This is a genomic window from Conexibacter stalactiti (assembly GCF_033542075.1).
Taxonomy (GTDB): Bacteria; Actinomycetota; Thermoleophilia; order Solirubrobacterales; family Solirubrobacteraceae; genus Conexibacter; species Conexibacter stalactiti.
In genome coordinates, this window is the sequence record NZ_JAWSTH010000075.1 from 1 (window position 1) to 17,728 (window position 17,728).

The 17,728-nt window shown below is 72.6% G+C and carries 18 protein-coding genes; 11 read left to right on the top strand and 7 right to left on the bottom strand.

Annotation, left to right across the window (positions count from 1 at the left end; translation table 11 throughout):
• Positions 1–190 (bottom strand): hypothetical protein (locus tag R7226_RS22385; RefSeq protein ID WP_318599568.1); only part of this gene is annotated, 190 nt, incomplete at its 3' end.
• Between the two features lie 264 nt (positions 191–454).
• Between R7226_RS22385 and R7226_RS22390 the strand changes: the two genes are divergently transcribed.
• From R7226_RS22390 to R7226_RS22405, 4 genes are all read left to right on the top strand, one after another.
• Positions 455–1,570 carry an ABC transporter ATP-binding protein gene (locus R7226_RS22390; RefSeq protein WP_318599569.1) on the top strand — a complete coding sequence of 372 codons (1,116 nt, stop codon included), beginning with the start codon at positions 455–457 and terminating at the stop codon, positions 1,568–1,570.
• Positions 1,571–1,575: 5 nt separating this feature from the next.
• Positions 1,576–2,301 carry an ABC transporter permease gene (locus R7226_RS22395; RefSeq protein ID WP_318599570.1) on the top strand — a complete coding sequence of 242 codons (726 nt, stop codon included), beginning with the start codon at positions 1,576–1,578 and terminating at the stop codon, positions 2,299–2,301.
• The gene (locus R7226_RS22400; RefSeq protein ID WP_318599571.1) at positions 2,298–2,996 is read left to right on the top strand and encodes an ABC transporter permease; all 699 of its coding nucleotides are present in this window, start codon (positions 2,298–2,300) and stop codon (positions 2,994–2,996) included. The genes R7226_RS22395 and R7226_RS22400 overlap by 4 nt, the downstream gene beginning before the upstream one ends.
• Positions 2,997–3,082: 86 nt before the next feature.
• On the top strand, positions 3,083–4,051 hold the full coding sequence (locus R7226_RS22405) for a glycine betaine ABC transporter substrate-binding protein (protein WP_318599572.1): 969 nt from the start codon (positions 3,083–3,085) through the stop codon (positions 4,049–4,051).
• Between the two features lie 34 nt (positions 4,052–4,085).
• Here the strand turns inward: R7226_RS22405 and R7226_RS22410 are convergent, their stop codons facing one another.
• Both R7226_RS22410 and R7226_RS22415 read right to left on the bottom strand, forming a co-directional pair.
• The gene (locus R7226_RS22410) at positions 4,086–5,075 is read right to left on the bottom strand and encodes an NAD(P)/FAD-dependent oxidoreductase (RefSeq protein ID WP_318599573.1); all 990 of its coding nucleotides are present in this window, start codon (positions 5,073–5,075) and stop codon (positions 4,086–4,088) included.
• Entirely contained in the window at positions 5,072–6,136 is a 1,065-nt protein-coding gene (locus R7226_RS22415) for a class I SAM-dependent methyltransferase (protein WP_318599575.1), read from the bottom strand. The genes R7226_RS22410 and R7226_RS22415 overlap by 4 nt, the downstream gene beginning before the upstream one ends.
• 152 nt (positions 6,137–6,288) lie before the next feature.
• Between R7226_RS22415 and R7226_RS22420 the strand changes: the two genes are divergently transcribed.
• The gene (locus R7226_RS22420) at positions 6,289–8,238 is read left to right on the top strand and encodes a winged helix-turn-helix domain-containing protein (RefSeq protein WP_318599576.1); all 1,950 of its coding nucleotides are present in this window, start codon (positions 6,289–6,291) and stop codon (positions 8,236–8,238) included.
• On the opposite strand, the gene R7226_RS22425 is transcribed toward R7226_RS22420, so the two are convergent.
• The 3 genes from R7226_RS22425 to R7226_RS22435 form a co-directional block, all read right to left on the bottom strand.
• Entirely contained in the window at positions 8,155–8,490 is a 336-nt protein-coding gene (locus R7226_RS22425; protein ID WP_318599577.1) for a hypothetical protein, read from the bottom strand. The genes R7226_RS22420 and R7226_RS22425 overlap by 84 nt on opposite strands.
• 82 nt (positions 8,491–8,572) lie before the next feature.
• Positions 8,573–9,379: a hypothetical protein gene (locus R7226_RS22430; protein ID WP_318599579.1), complete on the bottom strand. Its 807-nt coding sequence runs from the start codon at positions 9,377–9,379 to the stop codon at positions 8,573–8,575.
• 15 nt (positions 9,380–9,394) lie between these two features.
• The gene (locus tag R7226_RS22435) at positions 9,395–9,874 is read right to left on the bottom strand and encodes an autotransporter (RefSeq protein WP_318599580.1); all 480 of its coding nucleotides are present in this window, start codon (positions 9,872–9,874) and stop codon (positions 9,395–9,397) included.
• 159 nt (positions 9,875–10,033) lie between these two features.
• Between R7226_RS22435 and R7226_RS22440 the strand changes: the two genes are divergently transcribed.
• The 6 genes from R7226_RS22440 to R7226_RS22465 all read left to right on the top strand — a co-directional run bounded on the left by R7226_RS22440 (position 10,034) and on the right by R7226_RS22465 (position 16,714).
• Positions 10,034–10,606, top strand: coding sequence for a PadR family transcriptional regulator (locus R7226_RS22440; protein WP_318599581.1), 573 nt, complete (start codon positions 10,034–10,036; stop codon positions 10,604–10,606).
• Entirely contained in the window at positions 10,603–11,334 is a 732-nt protein-coding gene (locus R7226_RS22445; protein WP_318599582.1) for an ATP-binding cassette domain-containing protein, read from the top strand. The genes R7226_RS22440 and R7226_RS22445 overlap by 4 nt, the downstream gene beginning before the upstream one ends.
• Positions 11,334–12,038, top strand: a complete 705-nt coding sequence (locus R7226_RS22450; protein WP_318599583.1) for an ABC transporter ATP-binding protein — start codon at positions 11,334–11,336, stop codon at positions 12,036–12,038. The genes R7226_RS22445 and R7226_RS22450 overlap by 1 nt, the downstream gene beginning before the upstream one ends.
• A gap of 18 nt (positions 12,039–12,056) precedes the next feature.
• The gene (locus R7226_RS22455; protein ID WP_318599584.1) at positions 12,057–14,579 is read left to right on the top strand and encodes an ABC transporter permease; all 2,523 of its coding nucleotides are present in this window, start codon (positions 12,057–12,059) and stop codon (positions 14,577–14,579) included.
• A 40-nt stretch (positions 14,580–14,619) separates the two neighbouring features.
• Positions 14,620–15,717, top strand: coding sequence for a DUF2600 family protein (locus R7226_RS22460; protein WP_318599585.1), 1,098 nt, complete (start codon positions 14,620–14,622; stop codon positions 15,715–15,717).
• A 304-nt stretch (positions 15,718–16,021) separates the two neighbouring features.
• Positions 16,022–16,714, top strand: coding sequence for a hypothetical protein (locus tag R7226_RS22465; RefSeq protein WP_318599586.1), 693 nt, complete (start codon positions 16,022–16,024; stop codon positions 16,712–16,714).
• A gap of 93 nt (positions 16,715–16,807) precedes the next feature.
• Here the strand turns inward: R7226_RS22465 and R7226_RS22470 are convergent, their stop codons facing one another.
• Positions 16,808–17,695 (bottom strand): hypothetical protein, encoded by an 888-nt coding sequence (locus R7226_RS22470; protein ID WP_318599587.1) that lies wholly within the window; start codon positions 17,693–17,695, stop codon positions 16,808–16,810.
• Between the last annotated feature and the right edge of the window lie 33 nt (positions 17,696–17,728).

Genomic DNA, 17,728 nt, shown 5'->3' on the forward strand with positions numbered 1-17,728 from the left:
CCGCGCCGGGCGCGCTGGGGTCGGCCGCGGCAGCCGCCGCGCGCACGTCGTAGCTGCCCTGCCCGAGCCCCTGCTGCGCGCTGCCGAGCGCCGCCGCGCCGGCCGGCAGCAGCGCCAGCGCCGAGGTGGCGAGCAGCGGCGCCGCGAACGCGGGCTGACGAAGACGGGCGCTGCTGCGGTGGGCCTTCAAACGAACGGTTCCTCGGGACGGCGGGGGACGGACGGCGGGGACGGCGCGCTCTACGCGTAGTCGGCAGGACGTGGGCGAACTTGAGCGATTTCAGCAGGTCAGGTCAGCGAGGGGACGCTGGCGTGCCAACGCTCGTTTGCCGCGCAACCGTCCGGGCGAGGACTAGAGTCATTGGTACCAGCCCGGTACCCGCCCGCGCGAGTCTGACCTGTGAACAGCGAGAACACCGCCCAGTCCGAGGGGCCGACGGCCTACCCCGGAGCCATGTCCGGCGCTGCTCCGCTGGAGTTCCGCAACGTCGGCAAGCGCTACCCCGGCGCGGACAGAGCGGCGATCGACGATCTCTCCTTCGCCGTGCCCGCGGGCGAGATCTGCGTCCTCGTCGGCCCGTCGGGCTGCGGCAAGACGACCGCGATGCGGCTCGTCAACCGCATGATCGACCTGACCTCGGGCGAGATCCTGCTCGACGGCAAGAGCGTGACCGCGCGCAAGCCGGCCGAGCTGCGGCGCGAGATCGGCTACGTGATCCAGCAGATCGGCCTCTTCCCGCACCAGACGATCGCGCAGAACGTCGCGACGGTGCCGAAGCTGCTCGGCTGGGACAAGGGCCGCACCGAGCAGCGCGTCGCCGAGCTGCTCGAGCTGGTCGGGCTGCCGGCTGAGATGGGCGCCCGCTACCCCTCGCAGCTCTCCGGCGGCCAGCGCCAGCGCGTCGGCGTCGCCCGCGCGCTTGCCGCCGATCCGCCGCTGATGCTGATGGACGAGCCGTTCGGCGCGATCGACCCGATCAACCGCGAGCGGCTGCAGGACGAGTTCCTGCGGCTGCAGTCGGAGATCCGCAAGACGGTCGTCTTCGTCACGCACGACATCGACGAGGCGATCAAGATGGGCGACCGCATCGCGATCCTGCGCGAGGGCGGCAAGCTGGCGCAGTACGCCACCCCCGACGAGCTGCTCGCCTCCCCCGCCGACGAGTTCGTCGCCAAGTTCGTCGGCGCCGACCGCGGCCTCAAGCGGCTGACGCTCAGCCACCTCGGCGACATCCAGCTGGCCGACGGCGCCGTCGCGCGCGTCGGCGAGCCGGCCGCCGACGCGCGCCAGCGCGCCGAGCGCCACGGCGCCGACGAGCTGGTCGTGCTCGACGGCGCCGAGCAGCCGATCGGACGCCTGCCGATAGAGCGGCTCAACGGCCAGCCCGTCGCGGTCGAGGACGCCGACCCGCTGGCGGCGACCGCAGGCCGCGCGACCTCGCTGCGCGACGCGCTCTCGCTCGTCGTCGCCGACCGCAACCGCCCGCTCGTCGTCGTCGAGGACGACGGCAGGCTCGCCGGCCTCGTCTCGCTCGAACTGATCAGCGACGCACTGCGCCCTCCGGAGTGATCGCGATGACGACGGTCTTCGCGCAGTCCGAGCCCGTCATCCCCGACTTCGGCAGAGGCAGCGCCTGTGAGCGCGACGACGACGCGCTCTTCTGCTGGAGCTGGGTGAAGGACAACTGGGCCGACACGCTCCAGCCGGCGCTGCTGCAGCACATCGTGCTGACGTTGATAGCGGTCGGGATCGGCTCCGCGATCGCCTTCGCGCTCGCGCTCGCGGCCCACCGCCGCGGCTGGCTGGCGACGCCGATCGTCGTCGTCACCGGCTTCCTCTACACGATCCCGTCGCTGGCGCTGTTCCAGCTGCTGGTGCCCTTCACCGGCCTGACGCGCACGACGGCCGAGATCGCGCTCGTCTCCTACACGCTGCTGATCCTCTTCCGCAACGTGCTCGCCGGCCTCTCCGGCGTGCCCGCGGAGGTGCGCGACGCCGCGCGCGGGATGGGGATGACCGAGCGCCAGCTGCTGTGGAAGGTCGAGCTGCCGCTGGCACTGCCGGCGATCTTCGCCGGCCTGCGGATCGCGACGGTGACTGTGATCAGCCTCGCGACGATCGCCGTCTTCGTCGTCGACGAAGGGCTCGGCGATCCGATCTACACGGCGCTGCAGCAGACCTTCAGCACCGAGCTGCTGGCGGCCGGCGGCCTCTGCGTCGCGCTCGCGCTCGTCGCCGACGCGCTGCTGGTGCTGATCCAGCGGGCGATCAGCCCATGGTCGCGGACGGTGCGGCGATGAACGACTTCCTCGACGCGCTCGACTTCATCCGCGACAACGTGTCGCTGCTGTGGGAGCTGACGCTCGACCACCTCGCGCTGACCGGTGCCTCGATGGGGATCGCGCTGCTGCTCGCGCTCCCGCTCGGCGTCTGGCTCGGCCATCTGCACCGCGGCTCGTTCGCCGCGATCAACATCTCCAACGTCGGCCGCGCGCTGCCGAGCCTGGCGCTGATCTCGATCGGCGTCGCGCTGCTCGGGATCGGCTTCGTCAACGTGATGGTCGCGCTGATCGTGCTGGCCGTCCCGCCGATGCTGACGAACGCCTACGTGGCGATCGACGGCGTCGACGGCGACGCCGTCGAGGCGGCGCGCGGGATGGGCATGACGCCGACCGAGGTGCTGCTGCGGGTCGAGCTGCCGCTCGCCCTGCCACTGATCTTCGCGGGCATTCGCACCGCGGTCGTGTACGTGATCGCGACCGCGACGCTCGCGCCGCTCGCCGGGGCCCACAGCCTCGGCGACATCATCGTCGACCAGGCGACGTACCGCCTCCCGGGCGTGCTCGGGGCCGCGATCTGCGTCGCTGTGCTGGCACTGGTCGCCGAGTTGCTGTTCGCTGCGCTGCAGCGGGCGGTGACACCGCGCGGACTGCGCGCGGAGCAACGCCGCGACGTCGCCGTCGTCGGTCCGCCGGCGAGCACGGAGACGGCGTGAGGAGCATGGGAAGAGGAGGCCCGCGCTCCGGGGGAACGAGAGGACGTGCTGGTGAGAGTACGCCAACCAGGAAAGGACAACCCAACGTGAAGCAGGGAACGTTGCGCACGCTGCTGATGGCCGTCGTCGCGCTCGTGCTGGCCTTCGGGGTCGCTGCCTGTGGCAGTGACGACGACGATTCGAGCACAAGCGCCGCCACGACCGCCGGCGGGACGGAGACGAGCGCCGCCCTGCCCGGTGAGGGCAGAGAGGCCGTCACGCTCGGCACGAAGAACTTCACCGAGCAGTTCGTGCTCGGTCAGCTGTACAAGCAGGCGCTTGAGGCGAGAGGCTTCACCGTCGACCTGAAGGAGAACATCGGGTCGACCGAGATCGCCGACAGAGCGCTCAGAAGCGGACAGATCGACCTCTACCCCGAGTACATCGGGATCTTCAACAACGTCGTCGCCGGCGACACGAGAACGTACCCGGACGCCGAGGCGACCTTCGCCGCCGGCAAGGCGTACGCGGAGAGAAACGGCTTCACGCTGCTGCCGCTGACGCCCTTCACCGACACCGACGCGCTGGCGGTGACGCCGGAGTACTCGGAGAGAAACGGCATCAGAAGCGTCGGCGACCTGACGAAGGTGCCGGGCTTCCGCCTCGGCGCGGCGCCGGAGTTCCGCAGACGCGCGACCGGCCTCCCGGGGCTGGAGAGAGCGTATGGGATCACCGACGTGGAGTTCTCGCCGCTGACGATCGGCCTCCAGTACCAGGCGATCGACAACGGCAAGATCGACGTCGCGCAGGTCTTCACGACCGACGGGCAGCTGGAAGGCGGCAGATACGTCGTGCTGGAGGATCCGAGAAACGTCTTCGGCTTCCAGAACGTCACGCCGGTCGTCTCCACGAGAGTGCTGGAGGCGCAGGGGCCGGAGTTCCAGGCCACGCTCGACGCCGTCAGCCAGAAGCTGACGACGGAGGCGATGCAGAGAATGAACGCCGCCGTCGCGATCGACAAGCAGTCGCCGCAGGAGGTCGCTCAGGCCTACCTGGAGGCGAACGGGCTGCTCTAGGAGCCCGCGCGCCCCGCCGCACGCTGACCCGGTCTCAGACCCGGGCCGGCGTGCGGCGGCGGACGACGTTCGGCGTGAGCGCGTGCTCCATCGCGATCTCGCGGTCGAGCGGACGCAGCAGCTCCAGCGCGATCGCCTTGCCGACGCGCGAGCCGCTGCCGACGGCGTTGGCGACCGAGCGGACCGGCTCGGCGAGGTCTCCGGCCGCGTAGACGCCGGGGACGCTCGTGCGACCGTCGGCGTCGACCGCGAGCAGCGCCGACTGCTCCGCTGACGGCGCGCAGCCGAGCCGCTCGGGGAGCGCGTCGTGACGCTCCAACCGCGGCGCCACGAAGAGCGCGTCGGCGCGCTCGCGCGAGCCGTCGGCGAAGCGGATCGCGCGCAGGCGCGTCGCGTCGGCGGGATCGGCCTCCAGCGCCGCGACCGGCTCCGTGCGCACGCGCACGCCCGCCGCCGCCAGCTCGGCACGGTCGGCGACCGACAGCGGGCCGACCGCGACCACCTCGCGGCTCCAGCCGCGCAGCAGCAGCGCGCGCCGCACCAGCCTGGCGCCCTCGTCGGAGACGGCGATCACCTGGTCGCGCGACTCCCAGCCGTCGCAGAACGGGCAGTGGAAGACCGAGCGGCCCCACAGCGACTCCATCCCCGGCAGCGCCGGCGGCAGGTAGCGCAGCCCGCCGGCGAGCAGCAGCGCGCGGGCGCGCAGGACCGCGCCGTCGACGTCGACGGCGAAGAACCGTCTGCCGTCGCCGCGCACGGCGCGCACGTCGCGCACGCGTCCGTCGAGCCGCGCGACGGTGCCGACCAGCTCGCGCAACTGCGCCGTGCCGGCCGCCCGCAGCGTGCTCACCGGCTCCTCGGCCGGGTGGCCGAGCAGCCCGCCGATGCCGGCGCCGGCGGCGTTGGCCGGCTCGCCCGCGTCGACGACCAGCACGCGCAGCCGCGCACGGCCGAGCGTCAGCGCCGCGCTGAGGCCGGCGGGGCCGCCGCCGACCACGATCACGTCAAATCGACTTCCCCTCATCGTTTCGCCTCCAGAACCAGGTTGAACGGGGTCTCGGCCGCGCGCCGCACGCGCGTGAAGCCGCCGGCCTTCAGCACTTCGGTCAGTCGTCGCTCGCCGGCCTGCGTGCCGAGGCCGGCGCGGCCCTCCTGCGACAGCGAGCCCGGCGTGCAGACGAGCGTCGAGAAGCCGTAGTAGGAGCGTCCGAGCGGCGTCAGGTTCTCCGCGATCGAGTCGCCGGCGAACGGCTCGACGATCAGGCAGGTGCCGTCGGGCGCCAGCGCGCTCGACGCGCGCGCGGCGGCACCGACCGGATCGCCGAGGTCGTGCAGCGAGTCGAAGAAGGCGATCAGGTCGTAGCCGCCGCCCGGGTAGTCGTCGGCGCGCGCGACCTCGAAGCTGACGCGGTCCTCGACGCCGGCCTCGGCGGCCGCGGCGCGCGCGGCCTCGATCGACGCGAGGTGGTAGTCGTAGCCGACGAAGGTCGAGGCCGGGAACGCCTGCGCCATCAGGATCGTCGCGACGCCGTGGCCGCAGCCGACGTCGGCGACGTAGCCGCCGGCGGTCAGCCGCTCGACGACGCCGTCGAGCGCCGGCAGCCACTCCGCCACGAGGTTGGCGCGGTAGTTCGCGCCGAACGCCCGGCCGGTGCCGTCGAAGAGGTCGTGGTGGTGCTCGTGCCAGCCGAGCCCGTCGCCGCTGCGGAAGCGCTCGACGACCCGCTCGCGACCCTCGAAGGCGGCCGCCGCCGACTGGAACATGCCGGCGAGCGCGACCGGGCTCTGCTCGTCGGCGAGCACGAAGGCGTGCTCGGCCGGCAGCACGTAGCGATCGCACTCGGCGTCGTAGGTGACGTAGCCGCCGGCGGCCTGCGCGTTGAGCCACTCGCGCACGTAGCGCTCGTGCGTGCTGGTGCGCGCCGCCAGCTCGGCCGCGCTGACCGGCTGCGCGTCGGCCATCGCGCGATAGAGGCCGAGGCGGTCGCCGATCGTCACCAGCGCGGTGCCGAGCGTCGCGCCGACGTCGGTCACGATCTGGCCGGCGAACGCTTCGATGCGGGTCTCGTCGAGGATGGATGACATGGCGCTCTCCTTGCGGTCGGGCAGTGGATGAGCGGACCGTAAGCGCGGTCGCCCGGTCGTTTCTGAGGCGTTTGTGAGGCTTCGATGAGGCAGCCGCTTTCGCGTGACAGGGCGGCCGGGGCCGCGTAGGATGGCTTCCTGGTGCATCAGAGATGCCGCAATCGGTAGGAGCACTGCTGCAGGACCGGGCCGCACGACTCGCCGGGCGCGAGCGGGAGCGGCATGCCCTGGCGGAGCTGCTCGACGAGGGCGGCCCGCTCGTCGCCTACGTGCACGGGCTCGCCGGCGTCGGGAAGTCGACCCTCCTGCATGCCTTCGCCGCCACCGCGCGCGGACGCGGCGCCGCCGTCGTCGAGCTGGACGGGCATGCCGTCTACGCGACGCGCGGCGCCTTCCTGACGGCGCTCGCGGAGCTGACGGGGGCCGTCCCCGACGGCGCGAGCGACGGCGCGGACCCTGACGGCGCGCCGTCCCCGCAGCACGTCGCGAACGCGCTCGCCGCGCAGGCCGAGCGAGTCGTGCTGGTGATCGACGGCTACGAGCTGTTCCTGACGCTCGACCAGTGGCTCTGCCGCACCTTCGTCCCCTCCCTGCCGGCCAACGTCCGCGTCGTCTTCGGCGGCCGCGAGCAGCCCGCCGAGGCGTGGCGGACGACGTACGGGCCCGCGCTGCGCGTGCTCGCGCTCGGCAACCTGCCGCCCGAGGACGCGGTCGCGATGCTGCGCGAGCGCGGCGTCGCCGATGCTGCGTTGACGCACGTCAACGCGATCGCGCGCGGCCACCCGCTCAGCCTCCAGCTGGCCGCGGAGGCGCTGCGCGACCGCCCGACGCTGCGCTTCGACGCGATCGCGGTCGGCGCCGTCGGCGAGGAGCTGGCGCGGCTCTACCTCGACGGGCTCGACCCCGCCACGCGGCGGGCGCTCGACGCGGCGTCGCTGACGCGCCGCACGACCTTGTCGGTGCTGGAGGCGATGCTGCCCGACGACGACGCCGCGACGACCTTCGAGCGTCTGCGCCGGCTGCCGTTCGTCGTGATCGGCCATGACGGGCTCGTCGTCCACGACACCGTCCGCGAGGCGACCAGCGCGCTGCTGCGCGCGACCAACCCCGACGCCTACTGGCGCATGCGCGCGGCCGCGTGGAGCCGGCTGCGGAGCGAGCTGCGCGGCGCGCCGCCGCGCGACGTCGGCCGCTACACGGCCGACATGCTCTACCTGATCGAGGAGCAGGCGGTGCGGCGCGTCTTCTTCCCGCCGGCCGTCGGCGAGCAGGCGGTCGAGCCGGCGCGGCCCGACGACTGGCCGGCGCTGGAGGAGATCGGCCGGCGCCACATGGAGCCGGGCGAGCGCGAGCTGCTGCCGCGCTGGTGGGAGGCGGCGCGCGACGGCTTCCTCGTCGCGCGCGACGACGACGGCACGGCGATCGGCTTCGCCCTGCTGGTCGAGCCGCGCACGGTCAGCCCGCGGCTGCTGGAGGACGATCCGGTCGCCTGCCGCTGGCGCGAGCACCTGCGGCGCGAGCGGCCGCCGCGCGACCAGCGCGCGCTGTTTCTGCGCTACATCGCCGGCGGCGAGGTCGGCTCGGTCGCGGGCGCGGCGCTGCTGATCGAGGTGACGCGCAAGTACGTCGAGCTGCGACCCGAGCTGCGGCGCGTGTACGCGCGCGCCCGCGACTTCCACGACGCCGACGAGACCTGCTCGCTGGTGATGGGCTACCTGCCGCTGGAGGAGCAGCCGGAGACCGTCTGCGTCGACTTCGGGCCGGCGTCGGTCGACGGCTGGCTCGACGAGCTGGGCCAGCGCGAGCTGCGCGTCGCCGCCGGGGCCGCGAGCGTCGATCCCGACGAGCGGCGGTTGCAGCTCGACGGCGTGACGGTCGACCTCACGCGGCTGGAGGCGGAGCTGCTCGGCTGCCTCCAGCGCCGCTCAGGCGCGGCGGTGCCGCGCGCGACGCTGCTGCAGGAGGTGTGGGGCACCGACTGGACCGGCGGCTCCAACGTCGTCGACGTCGTCGTCTCGTCATTGCGCCGCAAGCTCGGCGACCGCGCCGGGGCGCTGGAGACGGTGCGCGGCGTCGGCTACCGCCTCAGAGCGCTCGGCTGAGCGCGTGAGCCGCGTGACGGTCGTCCACTGCTCGCGCTCGACCCGCGCGTCCGCCCAGCCCCGCTCGTGGCGGCGCATCGCCCGCTCGCGCACGATCCGCCCGCGCGCCCGCTGACCGGCCCGCGCCTGCGCCGGCGTCGCGTCGACGACGACGAGGTGGACCTCGCGACGCGCGACCCACGGTGGAGCGATGCTCCTGCCACCGAGTTCATCCGCCGTCGTGGTCGTCGCCGGGATGCCCGGCGCCGGCAAGACGACGCTGGTAGCCGACGAGCCGCGCGCGCTCGACAGCGACGCCGTGCGCTCGGCGCGCGCGCCGGCACCATCGCGGCCGCTAGCTCGGGCATGCGGCGACGGCGCTCGTCTCGATCCGTCGTCCGTCCGCGAACCGCAGCATCGCGGCGAAGCGGAACGCGCCACGCGGGCAGCGGGCGGGCAGGACGATGCCGTCGGGGCGGTAGCGCATGGTCTTGCCGCCGGCGCGGTCGTGGTAGACGATCTCGGGCGAGCCGATCGCGAGGTCGAGCTCGCTGAGGGCGATGCTGGCGCGCCAGCTGGGTGGCAGCGGGCGGATTCGGAGCGTCAGTTCGCCGCCGTAGGGCTTGGATGCGGGACGGACCTCGCCGGCGAACACGAGGCGGGCGCCGATCGGGTTCACGCCGTCGACGAGCGTGACGAGCTGGAGCCGTTCGCCGATGAGCGGACCGGAGTGGACGGAGATGGTGCCGACCTCGCGTGAGATCGCTGTTCCGTCCATCCGTATCTGTCCGCTCGCGGTGCCGACGCCCATGACGGAGTTGCGCGGGCAGCCGAGTTGCGATGTCAGCTCGATCACGACCGCTTCGAAGTCCGACGGCGGCCAGCGACAGGGTTCGATGCCGAGGCCGCTGGTCGTCACGCCGATCGTGGCGGGATAGCGCAGGCTGACCATCGTGAGCGGCGCCGGCTGGCGACGCAGGTCGATTCGCAGACCAAGGTTGAGCGCGGTCGGCTCCCCCGGTCTCGCATCGTGGTCGAGCGAGACGACAAGGCTGACGGGCGTGCGCTGCACGGCGTCAGCGGCGGTCGTCGTGACCGACGCAGACGCCGTGATCGCGGTCGCGACCGCGGCGATCGTCGCGCCGAGGAGCAGGGAGCGCACCGTGCCCGTCCCGTGTCAGTAGGTGAGCTTGGCCTTCGCGGTGACGGTGGCGTTGAAGCTGCGGCGGTTCACAGTGCCGTCAAACGTGCCGCTGCCAACGGCGTTCTTGTATCTGCCAGTGCCTTTTCGGACCGCCATGTTGCCGGAGAAGCGTGCGTTGACCCCGGCCGACTTGGCGTAGCCGACGACGTTGATCGTGAGCGATCCGCCGCTGCGCGGTCGGATCGTGACGGTGCCGGTGACCTTCGTGAGGGTCATCTCGAAGCGAGCCGAGACGCTGCCTGGAAGCGTGCCGGTGGCGGTGCCGGAGTGCCAGAGCGTCGAACCGGAGCGTCTCGTCAGTCGCAGGTCGGCGTGCTCGTTGATGTCGAGCGTGCGAGCCGCCTGAGCGATCGGATCGGCTTCGGCCGGACCGACGACGACGGCGATCGTCGCGATCGCTCCGGCGACGAGCGCGATGGCTCGCGCGATCGAACCACGGCGGTTGCTGCTCACCCTGCTCACTCCCCTGACCTGTAGCTGACGTCTGCGTTCCGTGCCTCGCCCCGAGGACCGCCTGCAGGCGGTGGATCGCTTCGATCACCTTACACCGGCGGCCATGCGGTCGTATACGCTTGCGTTTCCAATTCAGGGGCGCAGCTATTGGGGGCGGCGATGCTGTCGACGAATCACGTGGTGTTGGGACTGGTGATCGACCGGCCCGGCTATGGCTACGAGTTGCAGCAGCGTCTCGACGATCGGCTCGGGTTCCTGGGGCTGTCCGACACCGTCGTCTACCGGGTGCTCGACCGGCTCGAGCACGACGATCAGATCGTCGAGTCGGGGCCGAAGTCGTTCGGGGCGACGCGGCGCGGCTCGCCGCGGGTGATGTACGTGGCGACGGAGCGGGGTCGCAGCGAGTTTCGGCGCTGGATGCGGGAGCCGTGCGAGCGCGCGTTGGTGCGCGACGAACTGCACGCCAAGCTCGTCCTGGCGGAGCCGGGCGACATCGGTCATCTGATGACACAAGTCATCGCGCAGGAGCGATTGTGCGTCGAAGAGCTGACCTCCCTCACCCGGGCTCCGCTGCGCGATCTGGTTGGGGTCGACGTGCCGTGGCCATCGGTCGCCTCTGTGCTGATCGACGAGGCGCGCGCGATCCGCCTCCAAGGCACGATCGACTGGCTGCAGCGCGTCCGCGCCGTGCTCGAACGCCGCGCGTCAGCGTCGTCGGAGCAGGTGCGATGACGCTGCTGGCACTCGAAGCTGTCTCAAAGCGCTACGTGCGCGGGCTGCACGAGATCACCGTGTTGCGCGAGGCGTCGCTGACAGTGAACGCTGGTGACTTCGTCGCGGTGTACGGCACGCGCAGCGGCGGCAAGACGACGTTGATGAAGGTCGCTGCCGGGCTGGAGGCGCCCGACTCGGGCACCGTCGCGTTCGAGGGACGCGACCTCTCGCGCCTTTCGACCAGCCAACTCGCGGAGCTGCACCGTCGCCGGATCGGCTGGGTGTCACGCAGCGGGCCGGCGAGCGACGAGCTGACGATGGTCGACTACGTCGGGCTGCCGTTGCTCGGTCTGCACGGGCATCGAACCGTGAAGCGGCTGGCGTTGGCGGCAATGGCGCGGATCGGCGTGGAGGAGTGCTCGCCGGCGCGCTGGAGCGATCTGGCAGATGCGGAGCGGATGCAGGTCACGCTGTCCCACGGTCTCGTGCGCGAGCCTTCGCTGCTGGTGCTCGACGACCCCACCGCCGGCCTTGACCTGATCGATCGCGAGCGCGTCGTCGCGCTGCTGCGCTCGTTGGCCGACGACGATCGGATCGGCGTGCTGATGGCGGTGCCGGACATGCCGGCGATGCTGCACGCCCACGAAGTCTTCACGCTCAGCCGCGGGCTGCTGCTCGGCGTGCCCGAGCCGCCACCCGAGCGCGGTCGCGTGATCGACTTCCCGGGCGGACAGCAGACGGCGTGATGCTCGAGGTCCGCGAGCTGGTCAAGCACTACGCCGCGCCGGGCGGTGAGACCGTCCGCGCGATCGACGGCGTCTCGATGCACGTCGACCGCGGCGAGCTGGTCGCGTTGTACGGGCCGAGCGGATCGGGCAAGTCGACGCTGTTGAAGCTGATCGCCGCGATGCTGACGCCCGACAGCGGCGCCGTCTACGTCGCCGGCCGCAACGTCTCGGCGCTCTCCGCGCGCGACGCAGCTCAGTACCGCCGGCGAGAGATGGGGTTCGTGCGGCAGGAGATCGAGGTGATGGACGGCGCTTCCGCGCTCGACAACGCGACCCTCAAGCTGCTCGACAACAGAACGGGCTGGCGCAGAGCGCGAAAGCAGGTGACGCCGCTGCTGATCGAGCTGGGACTCAAGGATCGCCTTCGGCATCGTGCCGAGCAGCTCTCGGTCGGTGAGCGGCAGCGGGTCCTGATCGCGCGAGCGCTGTCGACGAAACCGAGCCTGGTGCTCGCCGACGAGCCGACCGGCAGCCTCGACGGCGAACGCAGCCACGAGGTGCTCCGGCTGCTGACCCGCCTCTGTCGCGAGCATGAGGTCGCGATGCTGCTGGTGACCCACGACCCGCAGGCGGCGGCCTATGCCACCCGCGTGCACGAGCTGCGTGACGGGCGCCTGCGCGAGTACTCCCCCGAGCGCGCCCCGGCTCTCCCGCAGAGCTGACCCACCTGGAAGCTCCCCATGCGGCTGTCGAACATCTTTCACCTCTACCGCGTGCGGCTGCCGCAGCGACTCGTTCAGGAGCTGCTCGCGGTCGCGGGCATCGCCGTCGGCGTCGCGCTCGTGTTCGCTTCGCTCGTGGCCAACACCAGTCTGACTGGGTCGCTGCGCCAGTTGACGAGCGGGATCGTCGGCGACGCCCGCTTCCAGCTCACGGCGCGCGGGCCGGAGGGGTTCAGCGACGAACTGCTCGCGCGCGTCCGTGCGCTGCCCGGCGTCGACGATGCCGCGCCGGTGCTGGAGGCGCGCGTGATCGTGCACGGCCCGCGGGGACAGCAGCCGCTGCTGCTGGTCGGGGGCGACCCGCGCTTTGCGAGATTCGGCGGCCCGCTGCTGCAACCGTTCGCGTCGGACCGGCTGGCCGGCCAGCGCGCCATCGGCCTGACCGCGCCGGTCGCGCAAACGGTCGGGGTCACGTTCGGCGGCGCCCTGGAGATCGAGACCGGTGCCGGGCGCGTCGCATCCACGCTCGGCGGCCGGCTGGACGCCGGGGACATCGGGGACCTTGTCCACAGCCCGGTCGCGATCGCGCCGCTCTCCTACGTGCAGGCGATCAGCGGCCTGCCCGGCAGAGTCTCACGGATCTTCGTGCAACCGCTGCCGGGACGCGACGACGAAGCGCGCCGCGGCCTTCAACGGCTCGCGGGCGGAACGCTCACCGTCGCAGATGCCGACGCTGACGTCGCGACCTTCCAGCAGGCGTCGATGCCGACCAACCAGTCGACGGCGCTCTTCTCGCTCCTGGCCGCGCTCGTCGGCTTCCTCTTCGCCCTGAGCGCGGTCCTGCTGACGGTGCCCAAGCGCCGTCGCTTCATCGCCGATCTGCGACTCGCGGGCCACACGCCCGCGGTGGTCGTCAAGGTGATGCTGTTCGACGCGGTCATGCTCGGCGCGGCGGGCGCAGTGATCGGCTTGCTGATCGGTGACCAGCTCTCGCGCCACCTCTTCAGTTCGGTTCCCGGCTACCTCGGCTTCGCGTTCCCGATCGGCTCACAGCGGATCGTCGACTGGACGAGCTTCGCGGCCGCGATCGCCGCCGCCCTGGTCGCCGCCTGCATCGCCGTGCTGGCGCCGATCCGCGAGATCTTCACGCGCCGTCCCAATGAGCACGCAGACGCCTCGCAGCGCCCCCGTCGAGCGTCGGCGGCGTTCGCGTTGGCAGGCGCGGGCTGCCTGCTCGGCGCTGGGGTCGTCCTGCTGCTGGCGCCGGCGGCGGCGCTTGGCGGGATGGTGCTGATGACCGCCGCGCTGCTGTTCCTGCTGCCGCTGCTGATGCAGGCGGGAGTCGCGGCGCTCGGATGGGCCGGCCAATTCGTCAAGAGTGCCGTTCCGGCCCTCGCCGCAATGGAGCTGCGCTCGCGCGCCTCCCGGACGCGGATGTTCGCGCTCGCCGCGACCGGCGCGGTCGCAGTCTTCGCGAGCGTCGCGATCGGCGGTGCCCATCGCGACCTGCTGCGCGGCCTCGACACCTCCGCCCGCCAGATAGACGCCAACGCCGATGTGTGGGCCACCTTCCCGGGTGAGCCCAACGCGTTCGCCACGACGCCGTTCGAGGTCGATGCGCTCGACCTTCAGCGCATCGAGGCGGTACCGGGGGTCGCCGCCGTCCGCGAGTATCGCGGCGAGTTCCTCGACCTCGGCGATCGGCGGACGTGGGTGCTCGGCCCGCCCGTCGACGCCGACGCGCCGATCCCACCGCGCCAGCTCGCCGACGGGAACGTCGAGGAGGCGACCGATCGGATTCGCGACGGCGGCTGGATCACGCTCTCCGAGGCGGTTGCCGATGACGCCGGCGTCGACGTCGGCGACTGGTTCGAACTGCCCTCGCCGAACCCGACCAGACTGCGTGTCGCGGCGTTGACGACGAACCTCGGCTGGCCGCCGGGCGCGATCATCCTCAACGCTGAGGACGCCACGCGCGCGTGGGGCACCGACAGACCCAGCGCGCTCCAGATAGCGACGGAACCGGACGCCGATCCAGCGACCGTCAGACGGGCGCTGGCGGAGTCGATCGGGCAATCGCTGCCGGTCGTGCTGGAGACGGCGGAGGAGCGCCAGCAGCGTCACTTCGCCGAAGCACGCGCCGGGCTCGAACGCCTGACGCAGATCTCTGCGCTGGTGCTCGGTGCGGCGATCCTCGCGATGGCGACCGCGATGGGCGGGGTGATCTGGCAGCGACGGCCGACGCTCGCAGGGTTGAAGGCCGACGGTTTCAGCCAGCCGGAGCTGTGGCGCGCGCTGCTGCTGGAGAGCGGCACGCTGCTCGGCAGCGGCTGCCTCGCCGGTGCGATCTTCGGACTCGGCGGACAGGTGATGCTCAGCCGCGCCCTGCGGGCCGTCACGGGCTTCCCCGTCTTCTACGAACCGGCGCTGCTGATCGCCGTCGCGATGCTCGCGATCGTCCTGCTCGTCGCCTTGGCGATCCTCGCGATTCCTGGGCTGCTCGCGGTGCGGGTCGGGCCGGAACCTGCACCGGCGCACTGAGCGCGCACATGGAGCGATCCGCCGCTCCTACGCTGCGCGGATGTCACCCGCCAGCAGAGATCCTCTGCCGCTCTCCGCGGCCCAGTGCGCGGCGCTCGTGCGCACCGCGACCCGCCAACTCGCGTGGGCTCAACCGCGCGTCTCGAGAGCGGCCGCCCGGTGGAGGCGCCGCGCGAGCGACATCCCCGACGCGGCGCTGCGCCGCGCGGCGCTGACCGCGCTGGACACCAAGAGAGGCCACACAGACGGTGCTGCGCTGTTCGCCGCGCTGCCGCGCGCCCGCGACCGGACGCTGCTCGACCTGCTGGTCGCGTACGAGATCATCTGGGACTACCTCGACACCGTGCACGAATCGGCTCCGTCCGAGCGCAACGGCCGGCAACTGCACCTCGCCCTCGTCGACGCGCTCGACACTCGGCGGCCGTTGAGCGACTGGTACGAGCACCACACCGCCAGCGACGACGGCGGCTACCTGCACGACCTGGTCGTCACGTGCCGCGACGGCTGCGCTTCGCTGCCCTCCTTCCCGCTCGTCCGGGAGATGCTCGCGGTCGAGGCATGGCGCGCGCAGGTGCTCGCACTCAACCACCTGGTCGACGCCGAGCAACGCGACGCTGCCCTGCGTGCCTGGGCGCGGGAGGAGTTCCCCGGCGAGGAGCGCCTGGCGTGGTTCGAACTCAGCGGCGCGGCCAGCGCGTCACTCGTGGTCCACGCGCTGCTCGCCGTCGCCGCCGATCCGAGCGCAAGACCAGCGGACGCGCTCGCGGTCCGCGACGCGTACTGGCCGTGGATCTCGCTCACGACCACGATGCTCGACAGCTATGTCGACCGCGCCGAGGACGCAGCGACCGGCAACCACAGCTACGTCGCCCACTATCCAGACGAGCGCCACGCGGTCGAGCGGATCGAAACGAGCATCGTCGAGTCGGCCGCGCGCGCGATGCGGCTGCCGAACCACCACCGACATGGCGTGATCGTCGCGGGCATGATCGCGATGTACCTCACCAAGGACAGCGTGCGCGCACACGATCCCAACCGCTCGACGCAGCGCCTGCTCGCAGCCGGCGGAACGCTTCCACGGCTGCTCCAGCCGCTCCTGCGGGTCTGGCGCCTCCGCTACGGACAGCAGGCGGCGTGACGCGTATGCCTGCGCGTAAGTAATCGCCGGCAGGCTCTGGATTCAGGTCGACGCGGCGGAATATGTTCCAACGGCGGACAGGCTGAAACCCCCCTCGGCCGGTCCTTCGGGCGAGACCGGCGCCCAACTCCCCTTGTGAGCGCCGATCGTCAGGCGAGCGAGGATCCGACACGCGCATACGACCCGCGCTGCTTCCTCGCTCGCCTCGCCCGCACTCAGCGCCTTCTCAGCCTCTCGCCACAGCCTGCTCAGCGTGCGGCGGGACGGTGTGGCGGTCACCACAACCGATCCACGAGGTCCCCGCATGCTCAAGCTCTCCCGCAGCCGCCTGACCGTCGCGGCCGCCACCGCGGCCGTCGCCGTCGGCGGCACCACGGTCGCCGTCGCCGGCGCCGCCGACGACAGCGCGTCGACCGGAACGACGACGACCGAGCGCCCTGCCGACGGCCGCGGGCCGGGCGGTCCCGGCGGTCCCGGGCGCGGCGGCCCCGGCGCGCCGCACGACCTCGCCGCCGTCGCCGAGACGCTCGGCGTGACCGAGGCGAAGCTCAAGGCCGCCGTCGAGGGCGCGCGTCCGGCTGACAGATCGAGTGCCAGAGCGCGTGGCGACCGCGGCGCCGGGCATGCGGCCGCGCTCGCGCAGGCGCTCGGCGTCGAGACCGCCGCGGTGCAGAAGATCCTCGACGCCAACCGGCCGCAGCGCGGCGCCGGCGGGCCCGATCGCGACGGTGCGCGCGACGGCGGGCGCCCCGCGGGGAGACCGGCCGGCAGACCCGCCGGCAGACCGGATGACAGCGCGCTCGTCGCCGCGCTCGCGAGCGGGCTGTCGAAGAGCGAGGCCGAGGTGCGCGCGGCGCTGACGAAGGCCGAGGCGGCCCACAGAGCCGAGCACGACGCGCGCGAGACGGCGCTCTACGCCGCCGTCGCGAAGGCGCTCGGCAAGGAGGCCGCCGACGTGAAGGCCGCCTTCGAGGCGGCGCGTCCGAGCAGAGGCTGAGCGCGAGCCCGCGTCGCGCCACGTCGGCGCGGCGCGGGGCGCGACTCGACGCGGCGCGCGGCGCGCGAGACGCCACGGCGTCGCGCGCGCCCCTCAGTCGTCGGCGTACTCGTCGTAGCGCAGCGACGCCTCGGCCACGCGGCCGTCGGCGAACTGCACCTCGAGGTACTGCTCGTCGCCGGGCCCGATCCCGTCGTTGACCCAGCCGACCGGCCACCCGCGCGTGTGCGCTCCGATGTCCGGGTCCCCCTCGGCCTCGGGCCCGAGCGCGGCGCGCACCTCGGCGATCGTCATGCCGTCGAGCGCGTCGCAGCGGACGATCGCGTCGGCGATCCGCTCGCGGTCGCGGTCGTCGCCGCTCGGCGAATCGACGGCGCCGGCCAGCCAGCGCTCGCGGTCGACCGCGAAGCTGCCGCAGCCGTCCGGTCCGGCGTAGACGACCGCGGTCGCAAGCCCGCACGCCGAGACGACGACCGCGAGCGCGGCGAGCGCCCAGCGCGCCGCCCGGCGCGGGAGCGGCAGCGGGACGGACGCCAGCAGCAAGAAGGCGCCGCCGAGCGCCGCCGTCCCCTCCCCCAGCCAGAAGGCGATCTCGAGCGGCGTCGCGCCGGTCCAGTCGCGCTCGTCCAGCAATGCGATCCCGTGCGCGAGCCCGCGCACGCCGAGCCCGATCGCGACCGCCAGCAGCAGCACGAAAGCGACCATCTCCGGCCAGCGCAGCCAGTTCGCCGACCAGCGGCCCAGCTCGACCGGCCGCACCGCGAACGGCAGGCAGAACAGCATCAGCAGCGCGACGCCGGCCTGCCACGCGTCGGGCTCGAAGACGAGCAGGAAGAGGCCGAGCAGGAGCGCGCCGCCGGTCACCAACACGAGCGCGAGCGCGACCAGCGTGCGGTAGGGACGCCGGCTCAGCAGCGGCGGCGCCCACTCGTCGTGCGGCGATCCGGCGTCGGCGTCGGCCTCGGTCGCGTCGCGGCGCATCCCATCAGGATGGCACGTCGGCGCGACCGGGAA

What these genes read in the sequence shown, in the direction of transcription:
- R7226_RS22390 (WP_318599569.1), top strand. Translation starts at nt 455, where the DNA reads ATGTCCGGCGCTGCTCCGCTGGAGTTCCGCAACGTCGGCAAGCGCTAC.
- R7226_RS22395 (WP_318599570.1), top strand. Translation starts at nt 1,576, where the DNA reads ATGACGACGGTCTTCGCGCAGTCCGAGCCCGTCATCCCCGACTTCGGC.
- R7226_RS22400 (WP_318599571.1), top strand. Translation starts at nt 2,298, where the DNA reads ATGAACGACTTCCTCGACGCGCTCGACTTCATCCGCGACAACGTGTCG.
- R7226_RS22410 (WP_318599573.1), bottom strand. Translation starts at nt 5,075, where the DNA reads ATGAGGGGAAGTCGATTTGACGTGATCGTGGTCGGCGGCGGCCCCGCC.
- R7226_RS22415 (WP_318599575.1), bottom strand. Translation starts at nt 6,136, where the DNA reads ATGTCATCCATCCTCGACGAGACCCGCATCGAAGCGTTCGCCGGCCAG.
- R7226_RS22420 (WP_318599576.1), top strand. Translation starts at nt 6,289, where the DNA reads ATGCCGCAATCGGTAGGAGCACTGCTGCAGGACCGGGCCGCACGACTC.
- R7226_RS22440 (WP_318599581.1), top strand. Translation starts at nt 10,034, where the DNA reads ATGCTGTCGACGAATCACGTGGTGTTGGGACTGGTGATCGACCGGCCC.
- R7226_RS22445 (WP_318599582.1), top strand. Translation starts at nt 10,603, where the DNA reads ATGACGCTGCTGGCACTCGAAGCTGTCTCAAAGCGCTACGTGCGCGGG.
- R7226_RS22450 (WP_318599583.1), top strand. Translation starts at nt 11,334, where the DNA reads ATGCTCGAGGTCCGCGAGCTGGTCAAGCACTACGCCGCGCCGGGCGGT.
- R7226_RS22455 (WP_318599584.1), top strand. Translation starts at nt 12,057, where the DNA reads ATGCGGCTGTCGAACATCTTTCACCTCTACCGCGTGCGGCTGCCGCAG.
- R7226_RS22460 (WP_318599585.1), top strand. Translation starts at nt 14,620, where the DNA reads ATGTCACCCGCCAGCAGAGATCCTCTGCCGCTCTCCGCGGCCCAGTGC.
- R7226_RS22465 (WP_318599586.1), top strand. Translation starts at nt 16,022, where the DNA reads ATGCTCAAGCTCTCCCGCAGCCGCCTGACCGTCGCGGCCGCCACCGCG.
- R7226_RS22470 (WP_318599587.1), bottom strand. Translation starts at nt 17,695, where the DNA reads ATGCGCCGCGACGCGACCGAGGCCGACGCCGACGCCGGATCGCCGCAC.